Annotated in this window: 12 protein-coding genes, 2 tRNA genes, 3 rRNA genes and 1 other RNA gene; 17 read left to right on the top strand and 1 reads right to left on the bottom strand. The window is 63.3% G+C overall.

Going from position 1 to position 21032, the window contains the following annotated elements; genetic code table 11:
- The first annotated feature begins 192 nt into the window (after window positions 1-192).
- On the top strand, window positions 193-1098 hold the full coding sequence (locus tag AC3LCN_RS04920; RefSeq protein ID WP_488648962.1) for a proline dehydrogenase family protein: 906 nt from the start codon (window positions 193-195) through the stop codon (window positions 1096-1098).
- A gap of 3 nt (window positions 1099-1101) precedes the next feature.
- Here AC3LCN_RS04920 and AC3LCN_RS04915 read toward each other — a convergent pair whose 3' ends face one another.
- Window positions 1102-2277, bottom strand: a complete 1176-nt coding sequence (locus AC3LCN_RS04915) for a PrnB family protein (protein WP_488648961.1) — start codon at window positions 2275-2277, stop codon at window positions 1102-1104.
- A 128-nt stretch (window positions 2278-2405) separates the two neighbouring features.
- On the opposite strand from AC3LCN_RS04915, the gene ffs reads away from it, so the two are divergent.
- The 16 genes from ffs (at window position 2406) to rlmB (ending at window position 20934) form a co-directional block, all read left to right on the top strand.
- An RNA gene (gene ffs, locus AC3LCN_RS04910) (signal recognition particle sRNA small type) lies at window positions 2406-2498 on the top strand.
- A gap of 56 nt (window positions 2499-2554) precedes the next feature.
- On the top strand, window positions 2555-4036 hold the full coding sequence (gene dnaX, locus AC3LCN_RS04905; RefSeq protein WP_488648960.1) for a DNA polymerase III subunit gamma/tau: 1482 nt from the start codon (window positions 2555-2557) through the stop codon (window positions 4034-4036).
- Window positions 4033-4659, top strand: coding sequence for a recombination mediator RecR (gene recR, locus AC3LCN_RS04900; protein WP_488648959.1), 627 nt, complete (start codon window positions 4033-4035; stop codon window positions 4657-4659). Before dnaX ends, recR begins: the two co-directional genes overlap by 4 nt.
- Window positions 4660-4663: 4 nt before the next feature.
- Complete coding sequence (locus AC3LCN_RS04895; RefSeq protein ID WP_488648958.1) at window positions 4664-4849, top strand: hypothetical protein; 186 nt, start codon at window positions 4664-4666, stop codon at window positions 4847-4849.
- A 308-nt stretch (window positions 4850-5157) separates the two neighbouring features.
- A 16S ribosomal RNA gene (locus AC3LCN_RS04890) occupies window positions 5158-6656 on the top strand.
- 236 nt (window positions 6657-6892) lie between these two features.
- Window positions 6893-6969: transfer RNA gene (locus tag AC3LCN_RS04885), tRNA-Ile, on the top strand.
- An 8-nt stretch (window positions 6970-6977) separates the two neighbouring features.
- A tRNA-Ala gene (locus tag AC3LCN_RS04880) sits at window positions 6978-7053 on the top strand.
- A 221-nt stretch (window positions 7054-7274) separates the two neighbouring features.
- Window positions 7275-10334, top strand: a 23S ribosomal RNA gene (locus AC3LCN_RS04875).
- 103 nt (window positions 10335-10437) lie between these two features.
- Window positions 10438-10554, top strand: a 5S ribosomal RNA gene (rrf, locus tag AC3LCN_RS04870).
- The 16S, 23S and 5S rRNA genes sit together here with 2 tRNA genes alongside, the layout of an rRNA operon.
- A 41-nt stretch (window positions 10555-10595) precedes the next feature.
- Window positions 10596-11279, top strand: coding sequence for a LysM peptidoglycan-binding domain-containing protein (locus tag AC3LCN_RS04865; RefSeq protein WP_488648957.1), 684 nt, complete (start codon window positions 10596-10598; stop codon window positions 11277-11279).
- 122 nt (window positions 11280-11401) lie between these two features.
- A complete protein-coding gene (locus tag AC3LCN_RS04860; protein ID WP_488648956.1) occupies window positions 11402-13105 on the top strand; it encodes a 30S ribosomal protein S1 in 1704 nt (567 codons plus the stop codon).
- Between the two features lie 110 nt (window positions 13106-13215).
- On the top strand, window positions 13216-15831 hold the full coding sequence (locus AC3LCN_RS04855; protein WP_488648955.1) for an ATP-dependent Clp protease ATP-binding subunit: 2616 nt from the start codon (window positions 13216-13218) through the stop codon (window positions 15829-15831).
- A 13-nt stretch (window positions 15832-15844) separates the two neighbouring features.
- Window positions 15845-17239 (top strand): DNA repair protein RadA, encoded by a 1395-nt coding sequence (radA, locus tag AC3LCN_RS04850; protein WP_488648954.1) that lies wholly within the window; start codon window positions 15845-15847, stop codon window positions 17237-17239.
- Window positions 17232-18479, top strand: coding sequence for a 2-C-methyl-D-erythritol 2,4-cyclodiphosphate synthase (ispF, locus tag AC3LCN_RS04845; protein WP_488648953.1), 1248 nt, complete (start codon window positions 17232-17234; stop codon window positions 18477-18479). Before radA ends, ispF begins: the two co-directional genes overlap by 8 nt.
- Window positions 18476-19888, top strand: a complete 1413-nt coding sequence (gene cysS, locus AC3LCN_RS04840) for a cysteine--tRNA ligase (RefSeq protein ID WP_488648952.1) — start codon at window positions 18476-18478, stop codon at window positions 19886-19888. The genes ispF and cysS overlap by 4 nt, the downstream gene beginning before the upstream one ends.
- A 98-nt stretch (window positions 19889-19986) precedes the next feature.
- Window positions 19987-20934 (top strand): 23S rRNA (guanosine(2251)-2'-O)-methyltransferase RlmB, encoded by a 948-nt coding sequence (gene rlmB, locus AC3LCN_RS04835; protein ID WP_488648951.1) that lies wholly within the window; start codon window positions 19987-19989, stop codon window positions 20932-20934.
- The last annotated feature ends 98 nt before the right edge of the window (window positions 20935-21032 follow it).

The following is a 21032-nucleotide window of genomic DNA, read 5'->3' as shown; positions in this document are numbered from 1 at the left end:
TCATTGGCCTCAGCACCGACATGCGCGTTGCACGCCGTAAGGGGCTGGTTCCCGCTGATGGGATCAACCTTTTCGTTGTCGGCGCGATTCGCGCGTCGGGCGAGGTGGTCTGGTCAATCGACGAGGCGGTCGCCGCACTCATGCGCCTTCGCGACCGCCCCTAAGTCGCCGCAGTCGCGCTAGGATTCAGGGGTGAATCCTCTCTTCGCCCTAATCCGCACGATGCTCCTGCGCATGAGTCGCGCCGCAGCGTTGGGCCGACTCGTACAGCGCACGGCGTGGGGTCGCCGCGCCGTCCGCCGCTTCGTCGCCGGAGACACCATCCCTGTTGCTGTTGAGGTGGCGCTCGATCTGAAGCGCCGCGGCTTCACCGTCACCCTTGACCGACTCGGCGAGGCCTCAACTGGCGCAAGCGCCGACAGCTACGCCGCCGATGCCAGCGCCCTCCTCACCGCGCAGGCGGCAGCGGGCTTAGAGCCGAATGTCAGCGTGAAGCTCACCGCCATCGGTCTAAGCGAGGGGAATGCTGTTGCTGCCGCACGACTTGACCGCATCTTGGCGACAGCGCAGTCTGTAAACGGCTTCGTGCGCGTTGATGCGGAATACGCAAACAGCCTCGATCAAATGCACGACATTGTTGCCGCCGCACGCGCCGCGGGTCGCCCCGTCGGTGCCGTGGTGCAGGCGAACATGCAGCGCTCGGCTGCAGACCTTACGCGCCTCATCGCCGCAGGGATTCCCGTGCGACTTGTGAAGGGCGCCTACGAACCGGGTGCAGAAGGGGTCGGCGATATTGAGGCGGTGAATGCAGCCTACGTGGCGCTTGCCGAACGGCTCATTGCAACGAACCTGCCGATTGCCTTCGGCACACACGACGACCGCATCATCTCCAAGCTCGGCGCAGCCGCGCAGATGCGTGGCGAGATTCAGTTGCTCTACGGCGTGCGCTCCGAATTGGCCGAGCGACTTGTCGCCAAAGGCTGGCGTGTGCGCATCTACACGCCGTACGGTCCCGACTGGTGGCCGTACTCGCTGCGTCGCATGGCCGAGCGCCCGGCGAACCTGCGCTTCGTGCTGCGGAGCCTCGTCGGCCGCTAAGCCTTAGCTCTCGGTGAGCGAAGACTCCGTCTCGTCGCGGTGCTTCTTCAGGTACTTCATGAACGGCGTGCCGCCGGTGCCAACGTCGGTTGGGTTCCCCGTTACCGCCGCCGCCTGGCGATTGATGTACGTCGCGGCGTACTCAAGGTGCAGCGCGCGGAAGGCGTGGAGCACATCAAGGGCACGATTTCGCGCCGCAACGAGCCCTGCTGGTGCGGCTGCACCTAGTGCAACGACGCGGCTGAGTGCCGTTGGCCCAGCCTCGAACGCCTCAAGAAGCCCGACATGCTTGATCGGCATGTAGCGACGCATCTCCATAAGGTAGGTGCGCAACTCGTCGGGTGCGTGCTCAACGCCGAGCACGGCATCGAGGCAGGGCACGATGGTGCTCTGCGCCCCCGTTTCGCCGCGGAACGTCTGCGGCTTGCCGGCATAGGCGGTGACCCCTTCGTACACTAGGCCACCTGGCAGGGCGGGGTTGTTGTGCCAGCCGAAGATGTACGGACGCACGCGGTGGTAGTAGACATACGGATCGCACGATTCAGGCATGCGCTGCATGGTCGACAGAATCCCGTCGAGCGCATCGCCAAGGTCGCTTAACGCAACGGTGGCGCTGGCATCGTCACCCGCTGAGATCGCCGTTTGCGCTCGCGCGCCCGCGGCGAGTGCCGCGCCCGCACGTCGCTCGATGTCGACGTGAATCAGAATGAACCAGGCCTCATCGAGCCCACCCAAGAAGTGCTGCAGTAGTGCGATATTGCCGAGGGCGATCGGGCCATCTTCATCAATGCGGCGCCAATTCCAGAGCGCGTAGCTGGCGTACGAGAGGATCGGTTCGCGGCCGATCGCCGCGGCGACCTCATGCCATGGCACTGCGAGCCCGGCGGGAAGCGCGGACGGCGCCTCTGGCTGACCCCATACGTACGCCTGCCCCAGGTAGCTGAGGGTACGCATCGCCGCCTCAAGATCCTCCTCACTATTAAGCAGATCGGCGCGGAATGGTGGGAGCGCTTCGATGATCTGGCGAATGCGACCGGTCGGAATCAGGCTCGGCAGATTGCGCGCCGTCTCGTGCCACTCCGCATTGGCGAGTGGGATGGCGGTGCTAGGGTCGGCGAAGGGAAGGAAGCCGCGCTCCGCTGTAACGCCATAGGCGTGAAGGTCAACGGTGTGCCCCATGATCGCGCTCCAATCCGCTCTCGATCGCCCGAATGGGCGTTACACGTAGGGTGCCTCGTCTGAGCCGCGGTGGGGGTGACCGTTGCGCGATCGGAGTGGGGCGGGTCGTCTATGATCGCCCTGCCGTCGGTCGGACTCCGCGCGACGACGCTCTGTGAACCGCGTCAGATCCGGAAGGAAGCAGCGCTAAGCGGATCGCGGCGGGCGCAGCGGATGGCTCGGCCGGCGGCACTCAGCGATTGCCGAGACTAGGTACATATAAGGAGGGGAGGGGAGCATGACGGAGCAGCTGGCAATCTATCGCCGCTACCGCGCCACAACCTTCGGTGAGCTGCGCGGTCAAGACCCCATCGCTAAGACGCTCCGCCGCGCCGTCGCCGACGGCCGACTCGGCCACGGACTCCTCTTCGTTGGCCCTCGCGGCACGGGCAAGACCTCGACCGCCCGCATCGTCGCCAAGGCGCTGAACTGCCTCGCCCCAACCGAGGGCGAACCCTGCGGCACCTGTCGCTCCTGCGTCGCCATTACTGCGGGCGCCACCTTCGACGTCGTGGAATCCAACGCCGCCACCTCGAACCGCATCGACGACGTGCGCGAGGACCTGATCCCGCTCATCACCAACCCACCAACCGACCTGAAGCGCAAGGTCCTGATCCTCGACGAGGTACACCGCTTCACCAACGACGCCTGGGACGCCCTGCTGAAGTGGCTCGAGGAGCCACCACCAGGGATCGTCTTCATCTTCTGCACCACCGATCCATCCAAGATTCGGCCTGCCGTCCTCTCGCGCCTGCAGCGCTTCGACTTCCGCCCGATCGCCCGTGCGGAGATCGCCGCCAAGCTCGAAGCCATCCTCGCGGCTGAGAAGCGGGTCGCTGAGCCAGCCGCCATTGAGCTCCTTGCCCGCCTCGCCGACGGCGGCATGCGTGACGCCGAGTCGATGCTCGACCAGCTCCTCTCCTCAGGGGTCGACCCACTCAAGGCGGCAGACGTCGAAGAGCTTCTCGGCCTCCCGGGTGCCGACCGCATCGAGCGCCTCGCCTGCGCCATCCTCGACGCTGACGCACCAGCCGGCCTTGCGATCCTCGCCGAGTTCGAGGCCCGTGGCCGCGACCCCCGCATCATTGCCGACCGCCTCACCGACCTCGTGCGCCGCGGCCTGCACGCCGCGCTCGCTGGAGGCGGCACCGTGCCTGGCGACGCCGCCAAGCTCCCCGCCGGCCTCGACCTCTCCGACGGTGGTGGCGCCACCATCGGCCTCGCCGGCCGCACCCGCGAAGTACTCCTCGGCCTGGCCAACGCCCTTCGCCGCGTCGAAACCGGCCGCGGCGATGCCGACCTCCGCCTCGGCCTTGAGCTTCTCCTTCTTAGCGGGGGCGCCGCCCTCGCGGCCCCCGCCCCCGCCCCCGCCCCCACGAGCACTCCAGCGCAGTCGGCACCGCGCGCCGCAGCTCCAGCCCCAACACCAGCACCCGCCCCTGCAACCCCTCCCGCCCCACCTGCAACAGGGGAGTGGGGCGCCATGCTCGCCAGCGCCGACCCGGCCACGAAGCCGCTCCTCGCCGATGCCCGACCCACGCTCAACGGCGACACCCTCGTGCTCAGCTACCCGCCCACGAAGAGCTTCCTGCGTCAGCGCGCCGAGGCGAAGCGTGAGCGGATCGAGTCGCTGGCCGACAAGGCCTACGGGCGCAAGATCGTCATCCAGTTCGGTGAGATTGACGCCGACATGGCACTCCGTGAGGTTTGGAAGGAGTGAGCAACGGCGCAGCGCTGCCGAGCTCCGTTGAGCGGCTCATCGAGGCCCTCTCCCGACTCCCAGGAGTCGGCCCCCGCACCGCCGAACGGCTCGCCTTCCACCTGCTGCGCACCCCCGAGCCTGAGGCGCTCGCCCTCGCTGGGGCGATCAGCACCATGCGGGCGAACACCCGACCCTGCGCCATCTGCGGCCATGTCTCCGACGAGGAGCTCTGCCGCATCTGCCGCGACACCTCCCGCGACCTCGGCCTCCTCTGCGTAGTCGAAGAGGCGCTCGACCTGGTTGCCATTGAGCGCACCGGGGCCTTCCGGGGCCGCTTTCACGTGCTCAACGGCGCCCTCTCGCCCATGTCGGGGATCGGCCCTGGCCAGCTCCGCATGAGGGAGCTCTTCGAGCGGGTAGATGCCGCCGCCGCCGAGGGGAACCCCGTGCGTGAGGTGATCATCGCCACCAACCCCTCCCCCGAGGGCGATGTAACACTTCTCTACCTTCAGGAGCGCCTCGGCACCAAGGTCCCTTCCATCACCTCCATGGCTCGCGGCCTCCCCTTCGGGGCGGACCTCCAGTACGCCGACGCTGTAACAATCCTGCGCAGCCTCGAAGAGCGACGGGGCGTAGAGTAGGGGCATGAGCCACCTGGTCGTCGAGCTCCTCCTCCGCCTCCTGAAGGTGGCCCTGGCCGGCCTCGTCGCCCTCCTTATCTATACGGTCGCCACGAGCGTGGAACCCGCCGCAGCCGGAGCCACCCTCGCCGTCGCCTCCCTGGCCGCCGCAGCGGGCGTGCTGCTCCTCGTGGAGTCGAGCCCGCTGTAACACGCAAGCCCTGCGTGGTGAGCACGAATCACCCTGCACGGCCCCGCACGAGCCCCCCGTTTGACAGGGGAGCGGCAGGGTGCGTAGACTCCCCCTTCGCGTCGCTCGTGGAAGAGATCCTCGACCGTCCGCCCCGATCACGGGTGGAGCAGAGCAGCGCTTACAGTCACCACGGTCTCCGTGGCGGCCGCGTCGGCGAAAGCCGGCGGCACCTTAACAGCTGAAGAGTGGCAGGTAACACAAAGCAACTGTTTTTTCGCCGGGGCAGACCCTCGGAAAATTAACGTGCTGCCGTAAGGCAACACGTTGTTTCGGAGAGTTTGATCCTGGCTCAGGACTAACGCTGGCGGTATGCCTTAGACATGCAAGTCGAACGAGTTTCCGGGCTTGCTCGGAAATTAGTGGCGAACGGCTGAGTAACGCGTAGGTGACCTACCCCGTAGTGAGGAATAACTGCCCGAAAGGGTAGCTAATACCTCATGTTGAGACGCTTTCATTAGCGTCTCCAAAGCAGCAATGCGCTATGGGCGGGGCCTGCGTTCGATTAGCTAGTTGGTGAGGTAATGGCTCACCAAGGCGACGATCGATAGGTGGTCTGAGAGGACGATCACCCAGACTGGGACTGAGACACGGCCCAGACTCCTACGGGAGGCAGCAGTCGGGAATTTTGCGCAATGGGGGAAACCCTGACGCAGCAATACCGCGTGTGGGATGAAGGCCTTCGGGTCGTAAACCACTTTTCTCGGGGACGATAATGACGGTACCCGAGGAATAAGCCACGGCTAACTACGTGCCAGCAGCCGCGGTAATACGTAGGTGGCAAGCGTTGTCCGGATTTACTGGGCGTAAAGCGCGCGCAGGCGGTGAATGAAGTCGAAAGTGAAAGCCCCGGGCTCAACTCGGGAACAGCTTTCGAAACCAGTTCACTTGAAGGTGGAAGAGGGAAGTGGAATTCCGAGTGTAGCGGTGGAATGCGCAGATATTCGGAGGAACACCAGAGGCGAAGGCGACTTCCTGGTCCAATCTTGACGCTGAGGCGCGAAAGCTAGGGGAGCAAACAGGATTAGATATCCTGGTAGTCCTAGCTGTAAACGATGGATACTAGGTGTTGGAGGTTTTAACCCCTCCGGTGCCGCAGCTAACGCATTAAGTATCCCGCCTGGGGAGTACGGCCGCAAGGCTAAAACTCAAAGGAATTGACGGGGCCCCGCACAAGCAGCGGAGCGTGGGGTTTAATTCGATGATACGCGAAGAACCTTACCAAGGCTTGACATGCACATGACCGCGGCGGAAACGTCGCTTTCCCGAAAGGGACGCGTGCACAGGTGTTGCATGGCTGTCGTCAGCTCGTGTCGTGAGATGTTGGGTTAAGTCCCGCAACGAGCGCAACCCCTGTCGTGTGTTGTATCACTCACACGATACTGCCGAGACAAACTCGGAGGAAGGCGGGGATGACGTCAAGTCAGCATGGCCCTTATGTCTTGGGCTACACCCACGCTACAATGGCCGGTACAACGGGCTTGCGAAGCCGCGAGGCGGAGCGAATCCCTTAAAGCCGGTCTCAGTTCGAATTGCAGGCTGCAACTCGCCTGCATGAAGCCGGAGTTGCTAGTAACCGCTGGTCAGCACACAGCGGTGAATATGTTCCCGGGGCTTGTACACACCGCCCGTCAAGTCACGAAAGTCGGCAATACCCGAAGCCAGTGCGCCAACCGTAAGGGGGCAGCTGTCGAAGGTAGGGTCGGTGATTGGGACTAAGTCGTAACAAGGTAGCCCTACCGGAAGGTGGGGCTGGATCACCTCCTTTCTAGGGAGTTTCTGTTTGAGCCAGCGGTGGTTCGAACACAAAAAGAAATCCCAGGTTAAACATGTCGTCGTTCTGAGCCTCCAAGTTGGGCGGGCTTAGCGGCCTCGCAAGAGATCGAGACGAACATGGCTCAACAAGCAAACCGAATCCCTGGTGGATTCTCGGTTGTTCGTGTTCCTGCCACTCTTTAGCTGTCCGGTGCCGCAACCCTGCGTAGGCAGGAGCGGTCCCACGGGGGGCGTTTAGCTCAGTTGGTTAGAGCACTGCCCTGATAAGGCAGAGGTCTCTGGTTCGAGTCCAGAAACGCCCACCACCATCACTGGGGACGTAGCTCAGTTGGTAGAGCGCCTGCTTTGCAAGCAGGAGGTCAGGAGTTCGAGACTCCTCGTCTCCACCAACCGTCACCACCGGCACATCACTGATCACTGTCCTTCTTCGGGAGGCCAGCGACCAGCGATCAGCTGGGCGGCAAAGGCCGCAGCGCCGCAAGGCGCACCTTTAACAGCCGAATACATGACTGAGAACATCGAAAAGTAAATGTTTCGTCGGATGAAACAAGTGAAATTGTCAAGGTGTATCCCGAAACGATCCACGAGCGGCGAAGAGTCGTCGTTGGTGGGTCAAGCTACTAAGAGCACTAAGTGGATGCCTTGGCGCCAAGAGCCGATGAAGGACGTGGCAGGCTGCGAAAAGCCTCGGGGAGTCGCGAGCAGACTTTGATCCGAGGGTGTCCGAATGGGGAAACCCGGCTGGGGTAATGCCCAGTCATCGATGGCTGAATACATAGGCCGTCGGAAGGTAAGCCAGCGAACTGAAACATCTAAGTAGCTGGAAGAGAAGAAACATATTCCCTGAGTAGTGGCGAGCGAAAAGGGAGTAGCCCAAACCGCGGTAGCGTGATAGGCGGGAGCCGTTGCTATCCCGGTGTTGTAGGAGTCGATTTCTGGGCCCTCCCGGGTCCAGGCGAAGTCAAAAATCCGATCGTTATGCGAACCTGCTTGGAAAGGCAGGCCACAGAGGGTGAGAGCCCCGTAGCTTAAAGCGATCGGACTTCGTGATCGACCACCTGAGTAGCGCGTGGAAGGTCTCTCATGCGTGAAACTAGGGGGACCACCCTCTAAGGCTAAATACTCTTGGCGACCGATAGTGAACTAGTACCGTGAGGGAAAGGCGAAAAGAACCCCGCAAGGGGAGTGAAATAGAACCTGAAACTGAGTGCTTACAAGCAGTCAGAGCGCGATACCAGCAATGGTGTGCGTGATGGCGTGCCTTTTGAAGAATGAGCCGACGAGTTACTGCTATGTGGCGAGGTTAAGTCCGAGAAGGACGGAGCCGTAGCGAAAGCGAGTCTCAATAGGGCGTTGAGTCGCATGGCGTAGACCCGAAACCGGGTGACCTATCCATGGCCAGGTTGAAGCGAGGGTAATACCTCGTGGAGGACCGAACTGGTGAATGTTGAAAAATTCTCGGATGAGCTGTGGATAGCGGAGAAATTCCAATCGAACCCGGAGATAGCTGGTTCTCCCCGAAATAGCTTTAGGGCTAGCCTCGGGCGTTCAATCATGGAGGTAGAGCACTGGATGGGCTAGGGGGCTTCCCGCTTACCAAACCCAACCAAACTGCGAATTCCGTGATTCAAGAGCCCGGGAGTCAGACTACGAGGGCTAAGCTTCGTGGTCCCAAGGAAAACAGTCCAGATCGCCAACTAAGGTCCCTAAATCAACGCTAAGTGGTGAACGATGTGGGAACGCACAAACAACCAGGATGTTGGCTTAGAAGCAGCCATCATTTAAAGAAAGCGTAACAGCTCACTGGTCAAGTGATCCCGCGCGGAAAATTCAACGGGGCTCAAGCGTTGTACCGAAGTTGCGAAATCGACGCCCAGTTTACTGGCCGTCGATTGGTAGGGGAGCGTTCCGCTCGCAGTGAAGGCAGACCGGAAGGACTGCTGGAGCGTGCGGAAGTGCGAATGTCGGCATGAGTAGCGAAATGTGAGTGGGAATCTCACACACCGTATGGCCAAGGTTTCCTGAGCAAGGCTCGTCCTCTCAGGGTTAGTCGGTCCTAAGTCGAGGGCGAACGCCGTAGACGATGGACATCTGGTTGATATTCCAGAACCACCAAAGACCGTTTGCACCGCAAGGTGTCGTCGGGCCGAGGCGGAGGGTGGCTCTCTGACGCAAGTCAGGGGGTACTCCGAGCCAAAGTTCGATGGGAGCAAGGGCATGACGGGGTCTGGTAGTTCGAGCGTGCTATGGAATGCACGTCCAAGCTCGTAGGGGGTGGGACTAGGTAAATCCGGTCCCGCATTCAACTCTGAAAAGTGATGGGGAGGGGTGTAAGCCCTGACTCGAGCAAGCCAAGCCTCCAAGAAAAGTGTCTAGCGAGGTCCTAGGTGACCGTACCGCAAACCGACACAGGTGGCCGGGTAGAGAATACCAAGGTGATCGGGAGAACCCTCGTTAAGGAACTCGGCAAAATAGCCCCGTAACTTCGGGAGAAGGGGCGCTCTCATATGCAGCTTGCTGTATGTGAGAGCCGCAGTGAAATGGCCCAGGCGACTGTTTAGCAAAAACACAGGTCTCCGCTAAAGCGCAAGCTGACGTATGGGGGCTGACGCCTGCCCAGTGCTGGAAGGTTAAGAGGAGGGGTGCAAGCTCTGAATCGAAGCCCCAGTGAACGGCGGCTGTAACTATAACAGTCCTAAGGTAGCGAAATTCCTTGTCGGGTAAGTTCCGACCCGCACGAATGGCGTAACGATCTGGGCACTGTCTCAACGAGGGATCCGGCGAAATTGAAATACCAGTGAAGATGCTGGTTACGCGCGCTGGGGCAAAAAGACCCCGTGGAGCTTTACTACACCCTGATATTGAATTGAGGCTCGACCTGTGTAGGATAGGTGGGAGGCTTTGAAACTGGGGCGCTAGCCTCGGTGGAGCCGTCGTTGAAATACCACCCTTGTTGTGTTTCGTTTCTAACCCCGTGCCGTTATCCGGCCGGGGAACAGTGTCAGGCGGGTAGTTTGACTGGGGCGGTCGCCTCCTAAAGAGTAACGGAGGCGCCCAAAGGTCCTCTCAGGCTGGATGGAAATCAGCCATAGAGTGCAAAGGCATAAGAGGGCTTGACTGCGAGACCTACAAGTCGAGCAGGTGCGAAAGCAGGGCTTAGTGATCTGATAACTCCGAGTGGAAGGGTTATCACTCAACGGATAAAAGCTACCCCGGGGATAACAGGCTGATGGTGCCCAAGAGTTCATATCGACGGCACCGTTTGGCACCTCGATGTCGGCTCGTCGCATCCTGGGGCGGAAGTACGTCCCAAGGGTTTGGCTGTTCGCCAATTAAAGCGGTACGTGAGCTGGGTTCAGAACGTCGTGAGACAGTTCGGTCTCTATCCAGCGTGCGCGAAGGGAACTTGAAGGGAGCTGCTCCTAGTACGAGAGGACCGGAGTGGACGAGCCTATGGTGTGCCTGTTGTCCTTCCAAGGGCATCGCAGGGTAGCTAAGCTCGGCAGGGATAAGCGCTGAAAGCATATAAGCGCGAAGCTCGCCCTAAGATGAGGTTCCCCACCGGGTTAACCGGGTAAGACCGCAGGGAGACTACCTGTTTGATAGGGCGCATGTGGAAGGCCAGTGATGGCTGCAGCAAAGCGCTACTAACGGTCGAGGGCTTGACCTCCACGACGCCTCTTCGGCGCCCGTGGTCGTTTTGGATACACCCCCGATGAAACAGACAACTTCTCGATGTTTTCAGTCATGGATTCGGACTTCGCCAAGCGGAGCCCGGTGACTATTGCGGAGAGGCCATACCCGTTCCCATCCCGAACACGGAAGTCAAGCTCTCCAGCGCCGAAAATACTGAGGGGGCAGCTCCTCGGCAAAATAGGTCGTCGCCGGGCTCTTTGGCGTCCTGGGGGGTTTCGTCGGCTATCCTGCGAGCGTGGAACCTGTGAACGCAACTCCCTGCCCCTGGCTCCTTGACCCAAGTGGAGCAGTCACCATTACCCCTTCACGTACCCTCAGCCGCTGCGGCGCTGAACCCGCGCGCCCTGAGTTAGCCAAGGCTATTCGCGCTGAGCGCTGCATCGTGGGCGGCACCTGCCAGATTCGCCAAGCGCGCGAGGCGCAGCTCGGCACCCTTGCCCCAAGCCTCGCCCCACGCCAGCCGATTGGCGACGCTGCGGTCATCACGAACGCCGCACTGCCGCTCCCTTCGAGCGGCTCACCGTGGCTCCGCGTGCTGCTTGTCGTCGTGCTCGCTGGCGTCATCACTGTGGCAAGTGGCCCTGTGGCTTCTGTGGTCGGCCCCTTCGTGACCTCCATCGTTGGTTCGCTCACCACGCCGAGCGAGGCCACGCCTACCCCTTCGGTCGAGGCCACCCCAACAGCAAGCCCTAGCGAGTCACCCTCCCCAAGCCCATCGCCGAGCGAGTCGCCGTCTCCATCGCCGTCGCCAAGCCCATCTGGGAGCCCCGAGGTTCCAAAGACGTATGTGGTGCGGTCGGGCGACACCCTGTCTGGCATCGCCCTTTCCCTCGATATCAGCATGGCGGATCTAATTGCCCTGAACGGCATTACTGACCCGAACAAGATCAAACCTGGGCAGGTGCTCAAGCTTCCGTAACCCCAGGCCGAGTCAGGGGGGCTGTGGTAGGCTCGCCGAACGCGATCGCGAGATTGCGCCACCTGCTTCTGCTGGCGGCGTCACCTCCTGAGCGCGAATACGTCGTAAGGAGAACTACAAACTTGAACGAAGAACTTACCCCTGGCGCCGCCGATATTGAGGCGGGTGCCGACGCTGGAGCAGCAGCTCCAGCACGCAAGGCGAAAGCCCCTGCAAAGCCGAAGAGCGTCAAGGTGAAGGCAGCAGATTCGACGGAGGCCCCTGTGGTCGACCTCATCGATGCCGCACCAGCCGAATCGGCACCAGTAGCTACCGAGGCACCAGTCGCAGCGCCCGCCGCTGCGCCAACGCCACGTGTGTGGACCGGCCCTGAGCCAACCACCATGGAAGAGTTGCTCGCCGGCGCAGGGATGCCAATTAAGAATTTGAAGCAGGGCGATGTCCTCGACGGCATCGTTGTGCGCGTCGACAAGGACGAAGTGCTCGTTGACATCGGCGCGAAGAGCGAAGGTGTTGTCTCGAGCCGCGAGCTTCACGGCCGCAATGGCGAAGAGGGCCCAGCCCTCACCGTTGGCGACACCGTACTCGTCTACGTCATGCAGCCAGAGTCGGAAGATGGGCACGTTGTGCTCTCAATCCGCCGCGCCGGCATGGAGCGCAAGTGGCGCACGATGCAGGAGCAGCTCGACGCAGGCACCATCATTGAGGCCGCCGTCATCGACCACAACAAGGGCGGACTCATTGTTGACTGTGGCATTCGCGGCTTCGTGCCGATCAGCCAGATCGTCGACTTCCCGCGCCGCCCAGCTGGCGACGCACCGCGTGACGCCATCCAGGAGATCGCCGAGAAGCTGCAGCCGTACGTTGGCCGCAAGCTGCGCATGAAGATCTTGGAGGTGAACCGCAAGGGGAACCGCCTGATCCTCTCCGAGAAGGTTGCGCACTATGAGGAGCGCCGCGGTAAGCGCGATGAACTCTTCAGCACCCTTTCAGTTGGCCAGCGCGTTGCCGGTGTGGTGCGCTCGATTGCGCCATTCGGACTCTTCGTTGACCTCGGCGGCATCGACGGGCTCATTCATAAGAGTGAGATCAGCTGGTCGAAGGTCGCAAACCCAGAGGCCGGCTACAACGTTGGCGACTCGGTTGATGCCGAAGTCATCGACATCAACACGGAGCGTGGACGCATTAGCCTCTCGATCCGCAAGTTGCAGCCAGACCCATGGAACGCCGCAATCGCCGACATCAAGATTGGCGATTTCGTTGAGGGAACGATCACCAAGTTGGTGAACTTCGGTGCCTTCGTGCGCGTGCGCGACGGACTCGAGGGACTCATCCATATCAGCGAGCTCTCACACAATCGCGTCACCCATCCGGGCGACGTGGTGAAGGACGAGCAGACGCTGAAGCTCAAGGTGATCAGCCTCGACTCAGAGCGTCACCGCCTCGGCCTCAGCCTCAAGCAGGCTGAAGAGGCGCCAGTGCGTGAAACGCCGGCCGCCGAGCCGAAGCGTGAGACGCGCCGCGCCCGCCCAGAGCGAAGCTTCTCCATGGACGACGCTGTGCAGGAGCCAGAGGGTGGTATCGACACCACGCTCGCGGCAGCCTTTGCCGGCATCCGCGAGAAGATCGCCGAGACGGCCGACGACGCTGCTGGAAGCGACGGCGAGACGAAGAAGAAGCGTGCCCCAAAGAGGGCCGATGACGGCGAGAGCGCGTCGGAGGCCATTGAAGAGGCCCTCGCCGAAGCCGCCCCAGAGGCCGCTGCCGAGGTTGCCGTAGAGACTCCCGCCGACGTCGCCCCAGAGGCACCCGCCGATCAGGCCTAGCCCCGCGGGGGCGTTGAGCCCCCTCGTGAAGCGCCGGAGCGGAGTGGTAGACTTCCTATCCGCGAAGGTGCCTGGCGACAAACGCCTGGGAGCGGGGATCGGAGGAGCGCATGGCCACGGCTGACCGCTTCGATCGCTTCACGGATCGCGCCCGCAAGGTGCTGACGCTCGCCCAAGACGAGGCGCAGCGCTTCAACCACAACTACATCGGCACAGAGCACCTGCTGCTCGGCCTTGTCCGCGAGGGCGAGGGCGTTGCGGCGAAGGTCCTCGAGAACCTCAACGTTGAGCTGGCCAAGGTCCGCCAGGCGGTTGAGTTCATCATCGGACGTGGTGAGCGCCCCGTTGTTGGCGAGATCGGCCTCACGCCACGTGCCAAGAAGGTGATCGAGCTCGCTATTGATGAGGCACGACGCTTGGGCCACAACTACATCGGCACTGAGCACCTCCTGCTCGGCCTCGTCCGCGAAGAGGGCGGGATTGCCTCCGGCGTGCTGGAGTCGCTCGGGGTGAGCCTCGAGAAGGTGCGCCACGAGGTGGTGCGCGTCCTCAGCCAGTCATCGACGCCGACCGCCCAGCCGACCGAGCGCCGCAGCGGCTCAAAGACTCCAACCCTCGACGCCCTCGGCATCGACCTCACCGAGGCCGCGCGCTCGGGTCGCCTTGATCCGGTCATCGGCCGTGAGCGCGAGATTGAGCGCGTCATTCAGGTGCTGGCACGCCGCACCAAGAATAATCCAGCACTCATCGGCGAACCGGGCGTCGGTAAAACAGCGATCGCTGAGGGGCTTGCGCAACGCATTGTGAAGGGTGATGTTCCTGCGCCGCTGCTCGACAAGCGCGTCGTCACTCTTGATATGGGCTCACTCGTTGCCGGCACAAAGTACCGCGGTGAATTTGAGGAGCGACTGAAGAAGGTGCTCGAAGAGCTGCGCGCCTCGCGCGACGCGATCCTCTTTGTGGATGAGCTGCACACACTGGTCGGCGCGGGCGCCGCGGAAGGCGCAATTGATGCAGCAAACATCTTGAAGCCGCCACTCGCCCGCGGCGAGATCCAGTGCATCGGTGCAACCACTCTTGACGAGTATCGCAAGCACATTGAGAAGGACCCAGCGCTCGAGCGCCGCTTCGCAAAGGTGTTGGTGGCCGAGCCTTCGGCCGATGAGACGATTGAGATCCTGAAGGGACTACGCCCGCGATACGAGGCGCACCATAAGGTTCGCATCTCTGACGAGGCGCTCGCCTCGGCTGTGGAGCTCTCCGTTCGCTACATCAGCGATCGACAGCTGCCAGATAAGGCGATTGATGTGATTGATGAAGCGTCGAGCCGCGTGATGTTGCGACACTCATCACCACCTGCAGACTTGCGTTCGGCGCGCCGCGAGGCGGACGCCGTAGAGCGAGATCAGCGCGACGCCGAAGCAGCCGGCGCCTTTGATCGCGCACTCTCACTGCGCAACCAGGGCGAAGGACTGAAGAGCCGCATTGAAGAGCTCGATCGCGCCTGGCGCTTGAGCCTAAACCTTCCGCCAGCACCAGGATCGACGGCACCCGCCGCCGCGCCTGCGGTCGCGCCTGATGCGGCACTTGCGATTGCCGCCCCAGCTGCACCTGAGTCGCGCGAAGACACGCGGCCCGTGGTCACCGAAGAGGAGGTGGCCGCTGTTGTCTCTATGTGGACGGGCATCCCAGTGATGCGCTTGGCTGAAGCCGAAACTGCACGACTCCTAAAGATGGAGGAGACGCTGGGCGCTCGCGTCGTAGGGCAAGAGCAGGCGATTACAACGCTGAGCCGCGCCGTGCGGCGCGCCCGTGCTGGGCTGAAGGATCCGAAGCGCCCGATCGGCAGCTTCCTCTTCCTTGGGCCAACCGGCGTCGGAAAGACCGAACTCGCAAAGGCGCTCGCCGAATTCATGTTTGGCACAGAAGATGCGCTGGTCAAGATCGACATGAGCGAATTCATGGAGCGCCACAACACCAGTCGCCTCGTGGGGGCGCCTCCAGGCTACGTGGGCTTTGACGACGGCGGGCAGCTCACCGAGGCAATTCGACGTCGCCCGTACTCCGTCGTGCTTCTTGATGAGATCGAGAAGGCGCACAGCGAGGTCTTCAACATCTTGCTGCAGATCCTGGAGGACGGGCAGCTCACCGACGCGAAGGGGCGACGCGTGGACTTCCGCAACGTGATCTTGATCATGACGTCGAATCTCGGGGCTCGACAGATTCAGACCCCGTCGTCGCTCGGCTTCCGCTCGCGCGGCGAGGGCGAGGCCGCGCGCGCCGCCGACGAGTACACGCTGATCAGCGAGAAGGTCGACGAGGAGCTGAAGAAGGCGTTCCGCCCAGAGTTCCTCAATCGCGTCGACTCACGCATCGTCTTCCGGCCGCTCAGCCAAGAGGAGATGCGTCGCATCGTTGACCTGCTCGTGAAGCGCGTGGTGGGGCAGCTACGCGTGCAGGGGCACGACCTTGTCATCACCAACGCTGCGAAAGATCACCTCATCAAGGTCGGGTACGACGTCTCGTATGGCGCGCGTCCGCTGCGCCGCACGATCCAGTCGCTCATCGAGGATCCGCTCGCCGAGCGCCTCCTTCAGGGGGCAGATCCAGTCGGCGCATCGTATGTGGTGGATCTTGTTGACGGCGCGATCGCGGTGATGATTCGCGAAGAGGGGGTAGCTTCGCCCGCCGCTGTGCCGGCTGAGCCGGTCGGCGCAGTCGACTAGCGCCGTTCGCCGCATGGCGAAGAGTAAGAGCGTCTGGCTCTGTCAGACCTGCGCTTTTGAGGCTCCCGCGCTCGAGAACCCCTGCCGCAGCTGTGGCTCCTGGAATTCCCTCGTGGAGACGGTGCGAGATCGACCCTCCGCGCGCGCTCGTGCGGCTGGTGGTCGAACCGCTGTCGCACCGGTGCAACCACAGCCGCTTCGGGCGGCCAGCGCCGATCGCGCGCCGCGCCTCCCACTCGGCGTCCCAGAGCTTGATCGAGTCCTCGGTGGTGGTGCCGTGCCTGGCTCCATCATCTTGCTCGGCGGCGAACCGGGCATCGGCAAGAGCACGCTCTTGTTGCAGGCCGCCGCGGGAATCGCGCTCGCTGGCGGGCGCGTCCTCTATGCGTCGGGTGAAGAGTCGGCGGCGCAGATTGCTGATCGCGCCGAACGGCTTGGTCTCATGGCGACGGTTGCAGCCGACACGGTGGAGATTCTTGCCGAGAGCGAAGTTGGCGCAATCGCCGAGGCGGCGCGTCGCGACCTTCCGACACTTCTGATCGTTGACTCCATTCAAACGGCAACACTCTCCGAGCTCGAGGGGCCAGCAGGAAGCGTCGGCCAGGTCCGCGGCAGCGCGGAGGTACTCGCCAGCGTGGCACGCGCAACTGGGGCCGCGGTGATTCTTGTCGGCCACGTCACGAAAGAGGGGAGCATCGCTGGACCGAAGACACTCGAACACCTTGTTGACGCGGTGATCATGCTGGATGGCGACCGCCACGGCACCCTGCGCACCCTTCGTGCGGCAAAGAATCGCTTCGGCTCTACCGATGAGCTCGGGTTGCTTGAGATGGGCGAGCAGGGCCTCGCCGGTATTGAGGACCCAGGGCGCGCCTTTATTGATGATCGCGATGAGCGTGCGCCGGGGGCCGTCGTCGCCCCACTCCTGGAGGGGAGTCGCCCCATGTTGGTTGAGGTTCAGGCGCTCGTTGCTGGAACGGCATATGGCACACCACGCCGCACCGGCCGCGGGCTCGATACCTCACGCCTCTCCCTCTTGTCTGCCGTGCTGGCACGTCGCGCCGGGATTGCGTTGAGCGATCGCGATATCTACGCCAACCTCGTCGGCGGCATTGTTCTTGACGAGCCCGCCCTCGATCTGCCGCTCGCCCTCGCACTCGCCTCATCGCAGAGCGATCGCCCAATCAACCGCGCACTCGTCGCCGTCGGTGAGGTTGGTCTCCTCGGCGAACTGCGCCAGGTTTCCGGTCTCGCTCGACGACTGCGCGAAGCGGCGCGTCACGGATTCACGACGGCGATCGTCCCTGCTCCGCGGCGTGGCGCCGCGAACGAGCCGATGCCCGAGGGGATGAAGGTCATCGCCGTGCGCACCTTACGCGAAGCGATCACCGAGGCGCTCGGTGAGTAGCGGCCCAACGTTTGACGTCATCGTGGTTGCGGCGGGCTCCGGCCTCCGTATGGGTGGCGTCGACAAGTCACTCATCCCCATTGCCGGCAAGCCCGCGCTGTGCTGGTCACTCGAGTCGTTAGCGGCAACCCCTGGTGTTCAACGAATCGTCCTTGTCACCGCACAAGATCGCGTTGCCACGTACGCGGCACTTCCGTGGGTCCCAAGCGCCGTTGTCGCCGTTGTCCCGGGTGGTGAGACACGATCAGCATCGGTCGCCGCTGGTCTGAACGCGCTCGAGCGCGCTCCGGGCGAGGCGAGTGCGGTGCTGCTGATTCACGATGCCGCACGCCCTGGTGTTGATGCCGATGTGACCCTCCGCGTGGTAGCTGCCGCCCTGCAGCACGGCGCCGCCGCACCCGTCATGCCTATCGCCGACACACTCAAGCGGGTCGCGCCAAGCGCAACGAGTGTCGCTACAACACGCAGTTCGGGAAGTGTTGATCGCGCGGACGTGGTTTCGGTCCAGACACCGCAAGGGATCGCCGCGGAACACGTAGCTGCCTTCGCTGCCGCGCTCGCTAGCGACACTGCGGCAACCGATGACACGAGCGTCCTTGAATCGATTGGCATTACCGTTGTACTAGTTCAGGGTTCAGCGCGGCTGCGCAAGCTGACTGAGCCCGACGACATTCTCTCCGTTGGGGCGATGCTACGACCGTCAGACCCAACTGTTTCCTTTAGTGAAATTCTTTCCGCACTTCCTGGGAGCCGCATCCGCGTTGGGTGGGGCGATGACGCACATCCGGTCGGCTCAAGTGGCACGCTGCGCCTCGGCGGTCGTGCCTTCCCCGAGAGCCCTGCGCTAGTTGGGCACTCTGATGGCGATGTGGTGCTCCATGCCGTGGCCGATGCCCTCATCGGCGCCGCGCGGCTCGGCGACCTCGGGCGACTTTTCCCTGCGACTGAGGCGACGCCGAAGGGAATCGCCAGCGGCACCCTCCTCGCCGAGAGCGTCCAGCGTGCCGCCGCGGTCGGCGTGCAGCCGCTCTGGGTCGATCTGCTGATCACCGCCAGCGCCCCGAAGCTTGCGCCGTATCTCGACGAGATCGGCGCGAATGTGGCGAATCTGCTTGGCATTCCCGTCGATCGGGTCAGCGCGAAGGCGTCGAGCGGTAATCTGGTTGGCGACGAGGGGGCCGGCAAGGCGATTCGCTGTGCCGCCATCCTTGTAGCGCAGCGAAGGGGTACCTCGGAGTGAGCCTGCAGTTCCGCGACACGCTGAGTGGGGAGACCCGACCCTTCACGCCTATTGACCCAACACAAGTCGGCGTTTACTCCTGCGGTCCAACAATCTATGGACCTGCCCATATCGGCAACTTCCGCAGCTTCCTCTTCGCCGACACGCTGGTGCGCTGGCTCCGAGCGAGCGGCCGCACAGTGAAGTGGGTCGTGAATCTCACCGATATTGACGACAAGATCATTCGTGCCGCCTCGGCAGAGGGCGTCGAGATTCGCGCGCTCACCGATCGCTGGGAGGCGGTCTTCCGCGCCGATATGACTGCGTTGCGCATGACGAGCCCAGACGAGATGCCCCGTGCGACGGAGCACATCCCTGAGCAGATCGCCCTGGTGCAGCAGCTCCTCGATAAGGGGCACGCCTATCGCACCGAAGATGGTTCGGTCTTCTTCAAGATCTCATCGTGGCCTGCGTACGGGCGCCTCGCTCGCCTTGATCCCGAAGCGATGCGCGTTGGCGAGCGCGTCGAGGCTGACGAGTACAGCAAAGATGACGTGCGCGACTTTGTTTTGTGGAAGGCGGCGAAGCCTGGCGAGCCATCGTGGGATGGACCGCTCGGCGCAGGGCGACCAGGATGGCATCTCGAGTGCTCGGCGATGAGCATGCGCTACCTTGGCCAATCATTTGATTTACACACTGGCGGCATTGACCTCGTCTTCCCCCATCACGAAGACGAGATCGCACAGTCAGAGGCGGCGACGGGAAAGCCGTTCGTTGGCACCTGGATGCACTGTGCGCACCTACACGTCTCTGGCGACAAGATGTCGAAGTCGCTCGGCAACATCTCGCGTGTGAGCGATCTACTCGCTGGCGGCGCGGATCCTCGCGCCCTGCGCCTCGCGCTGATCTCCGCGCACTACCGCACGAATCTCAACTACAACGACGATTCGCTCACTGCATCCTCGTCAGCCATCGCGCGCATCGACGCCTTCGTTGCCGCACTGAGCGCACGTAGTGCGATCACAACCGGTGATGCGGACGCCGACCAGCGCGCAGCGACACTCGCCGAGATGAGCTGGAGCAGGTTCGCCTCTGCGATGGATGACGACCTCGCCGTTCCCGAAGCGCTCGCCGCGCTATTCGATCTCGTGCGCGACGGCAATCGACTGCTAGATGCCAACTGCAGTGGAGCAGGCGCGCAGACGTTGATCGTCGTTCTCGAGAAGATGAACGCAGTGCTTGCAGTGCTGCCAGATCGCGCGGTGCTTCCGGCGGGTGCCGAGGCACTACTTGCGGAGCGCATCGCCGCACGCGCCGCTAAAGATTGGGCACGCTCCGACGCACTGCGCGACGAGCTGGCCCTCCTCGGTGTGTTGATTGATGACGGCCGCGATGGGCAGCGGTGGCGACTGGCGGGGCCGCAGGCATGAGCGACGACCAGCGCCCGCGACCGCCGCGCCCCGGAGGCCTCCGCCCCACAGGCTTCCGACCAGGAGGACCAGGAGGACCAGGAGGACCGCGCCCTGGCATGGCGCGCCCAACCTTTAGTGCGGGTGGCGCCCGGCAATGGGCATCGCGACGCGCTATCTCTCTGCAAGTTGCGGGCATGGTCGGCCCTGAGCACGAGGTTATCGCCGGGCGTCGGCCGGTCGAGGAGGCGTTCGCCGCCCGCCGAGAGGCGGTCCGCCTCCTGGTGGTGCCGCAGCGACGTGACGCCCTGCAGCAGATGGTCCTGCACGCCACCGCCCTGCGCATCCCGATCATTGAGGTCGAGGGTGCTCTCATTGGCCAGCTGTCAGGGTTCGATGGCCACCAGGGGGTCGCCCTGGTCGTGAAGCGGCGCCCCGAGGCCGCCCCCGAAGACCTGCTCGCCCGCGCCGTGGCACGCGGGGAGGCGCCCTTCCTCCTCGCACTCGACGGGGTAGAGGACCCCCAGAACTTCGGCAGCCTGATCCGGAGCGCCGAGGCGGTCGAGGTGCATGGGCTCCTGATCGGCAGCAAGGGGGCCGCCCCCCTCTCACCAGCCGCTATTAAGGCCAGCGCCGGAGCGGTCGAGCACCTCCTGGTCGCCCGCGTCGAGAACCTGGCCGACGAGCTCACCGCCCTGCGCCTGCGCGGCATTCGGGTGGTCGGCGCTGAGGCCGAGGCGGCCCAGGGGTATCGCGAGGCGGACCTGCGCGGCCCACTCTGCATCGTGATCGGGGCCGAGGGTCGGGGGCTCTCGCCCGCCGTCCGTCGGCGGGTCGACCTCTTTGTGCGTATCCCCATGGCCGGCAAGGTTGCCAGCCTGAACGCCGCCGTTGCGGGCTCCATCCTGCTCTTCGAGGCGCTCGGTCAGCGGCCGTTCACGGCACAACCTGTGCCATCCTCCGAGGCCCCGCTGGTCGCGCCAAGCGAGCCTGTCGCGCCAGCCGCAGCCGACGCCGAAGCGCCAACCGCCCCTGATAGCGACGATCTCCCGCACGTAGGCGGTTGACCCCCACGCCCATAGGGGGCTATGATCACGCCTCACCGACGGGCCGCAAGGTATCCCGACGTGGGCGCCGACATAGCTCAATTGGTAGAGCAACGGTT

Origin of the sequence: Candidatus Limnocylindrus sp. (assembly GCF_040397215.1) — a bacterium.
Lineage (GTDB): Bacteria > Chloroflexota > Limnocylindria > Limnocylindrales > Limnocylindraceae > Limnocylindrus.
The sequence above is the reverse complement of the archived record's forward strand: the minus strand, read 5'-3'. Positions and strand labels throughout refer to the sequence as shown.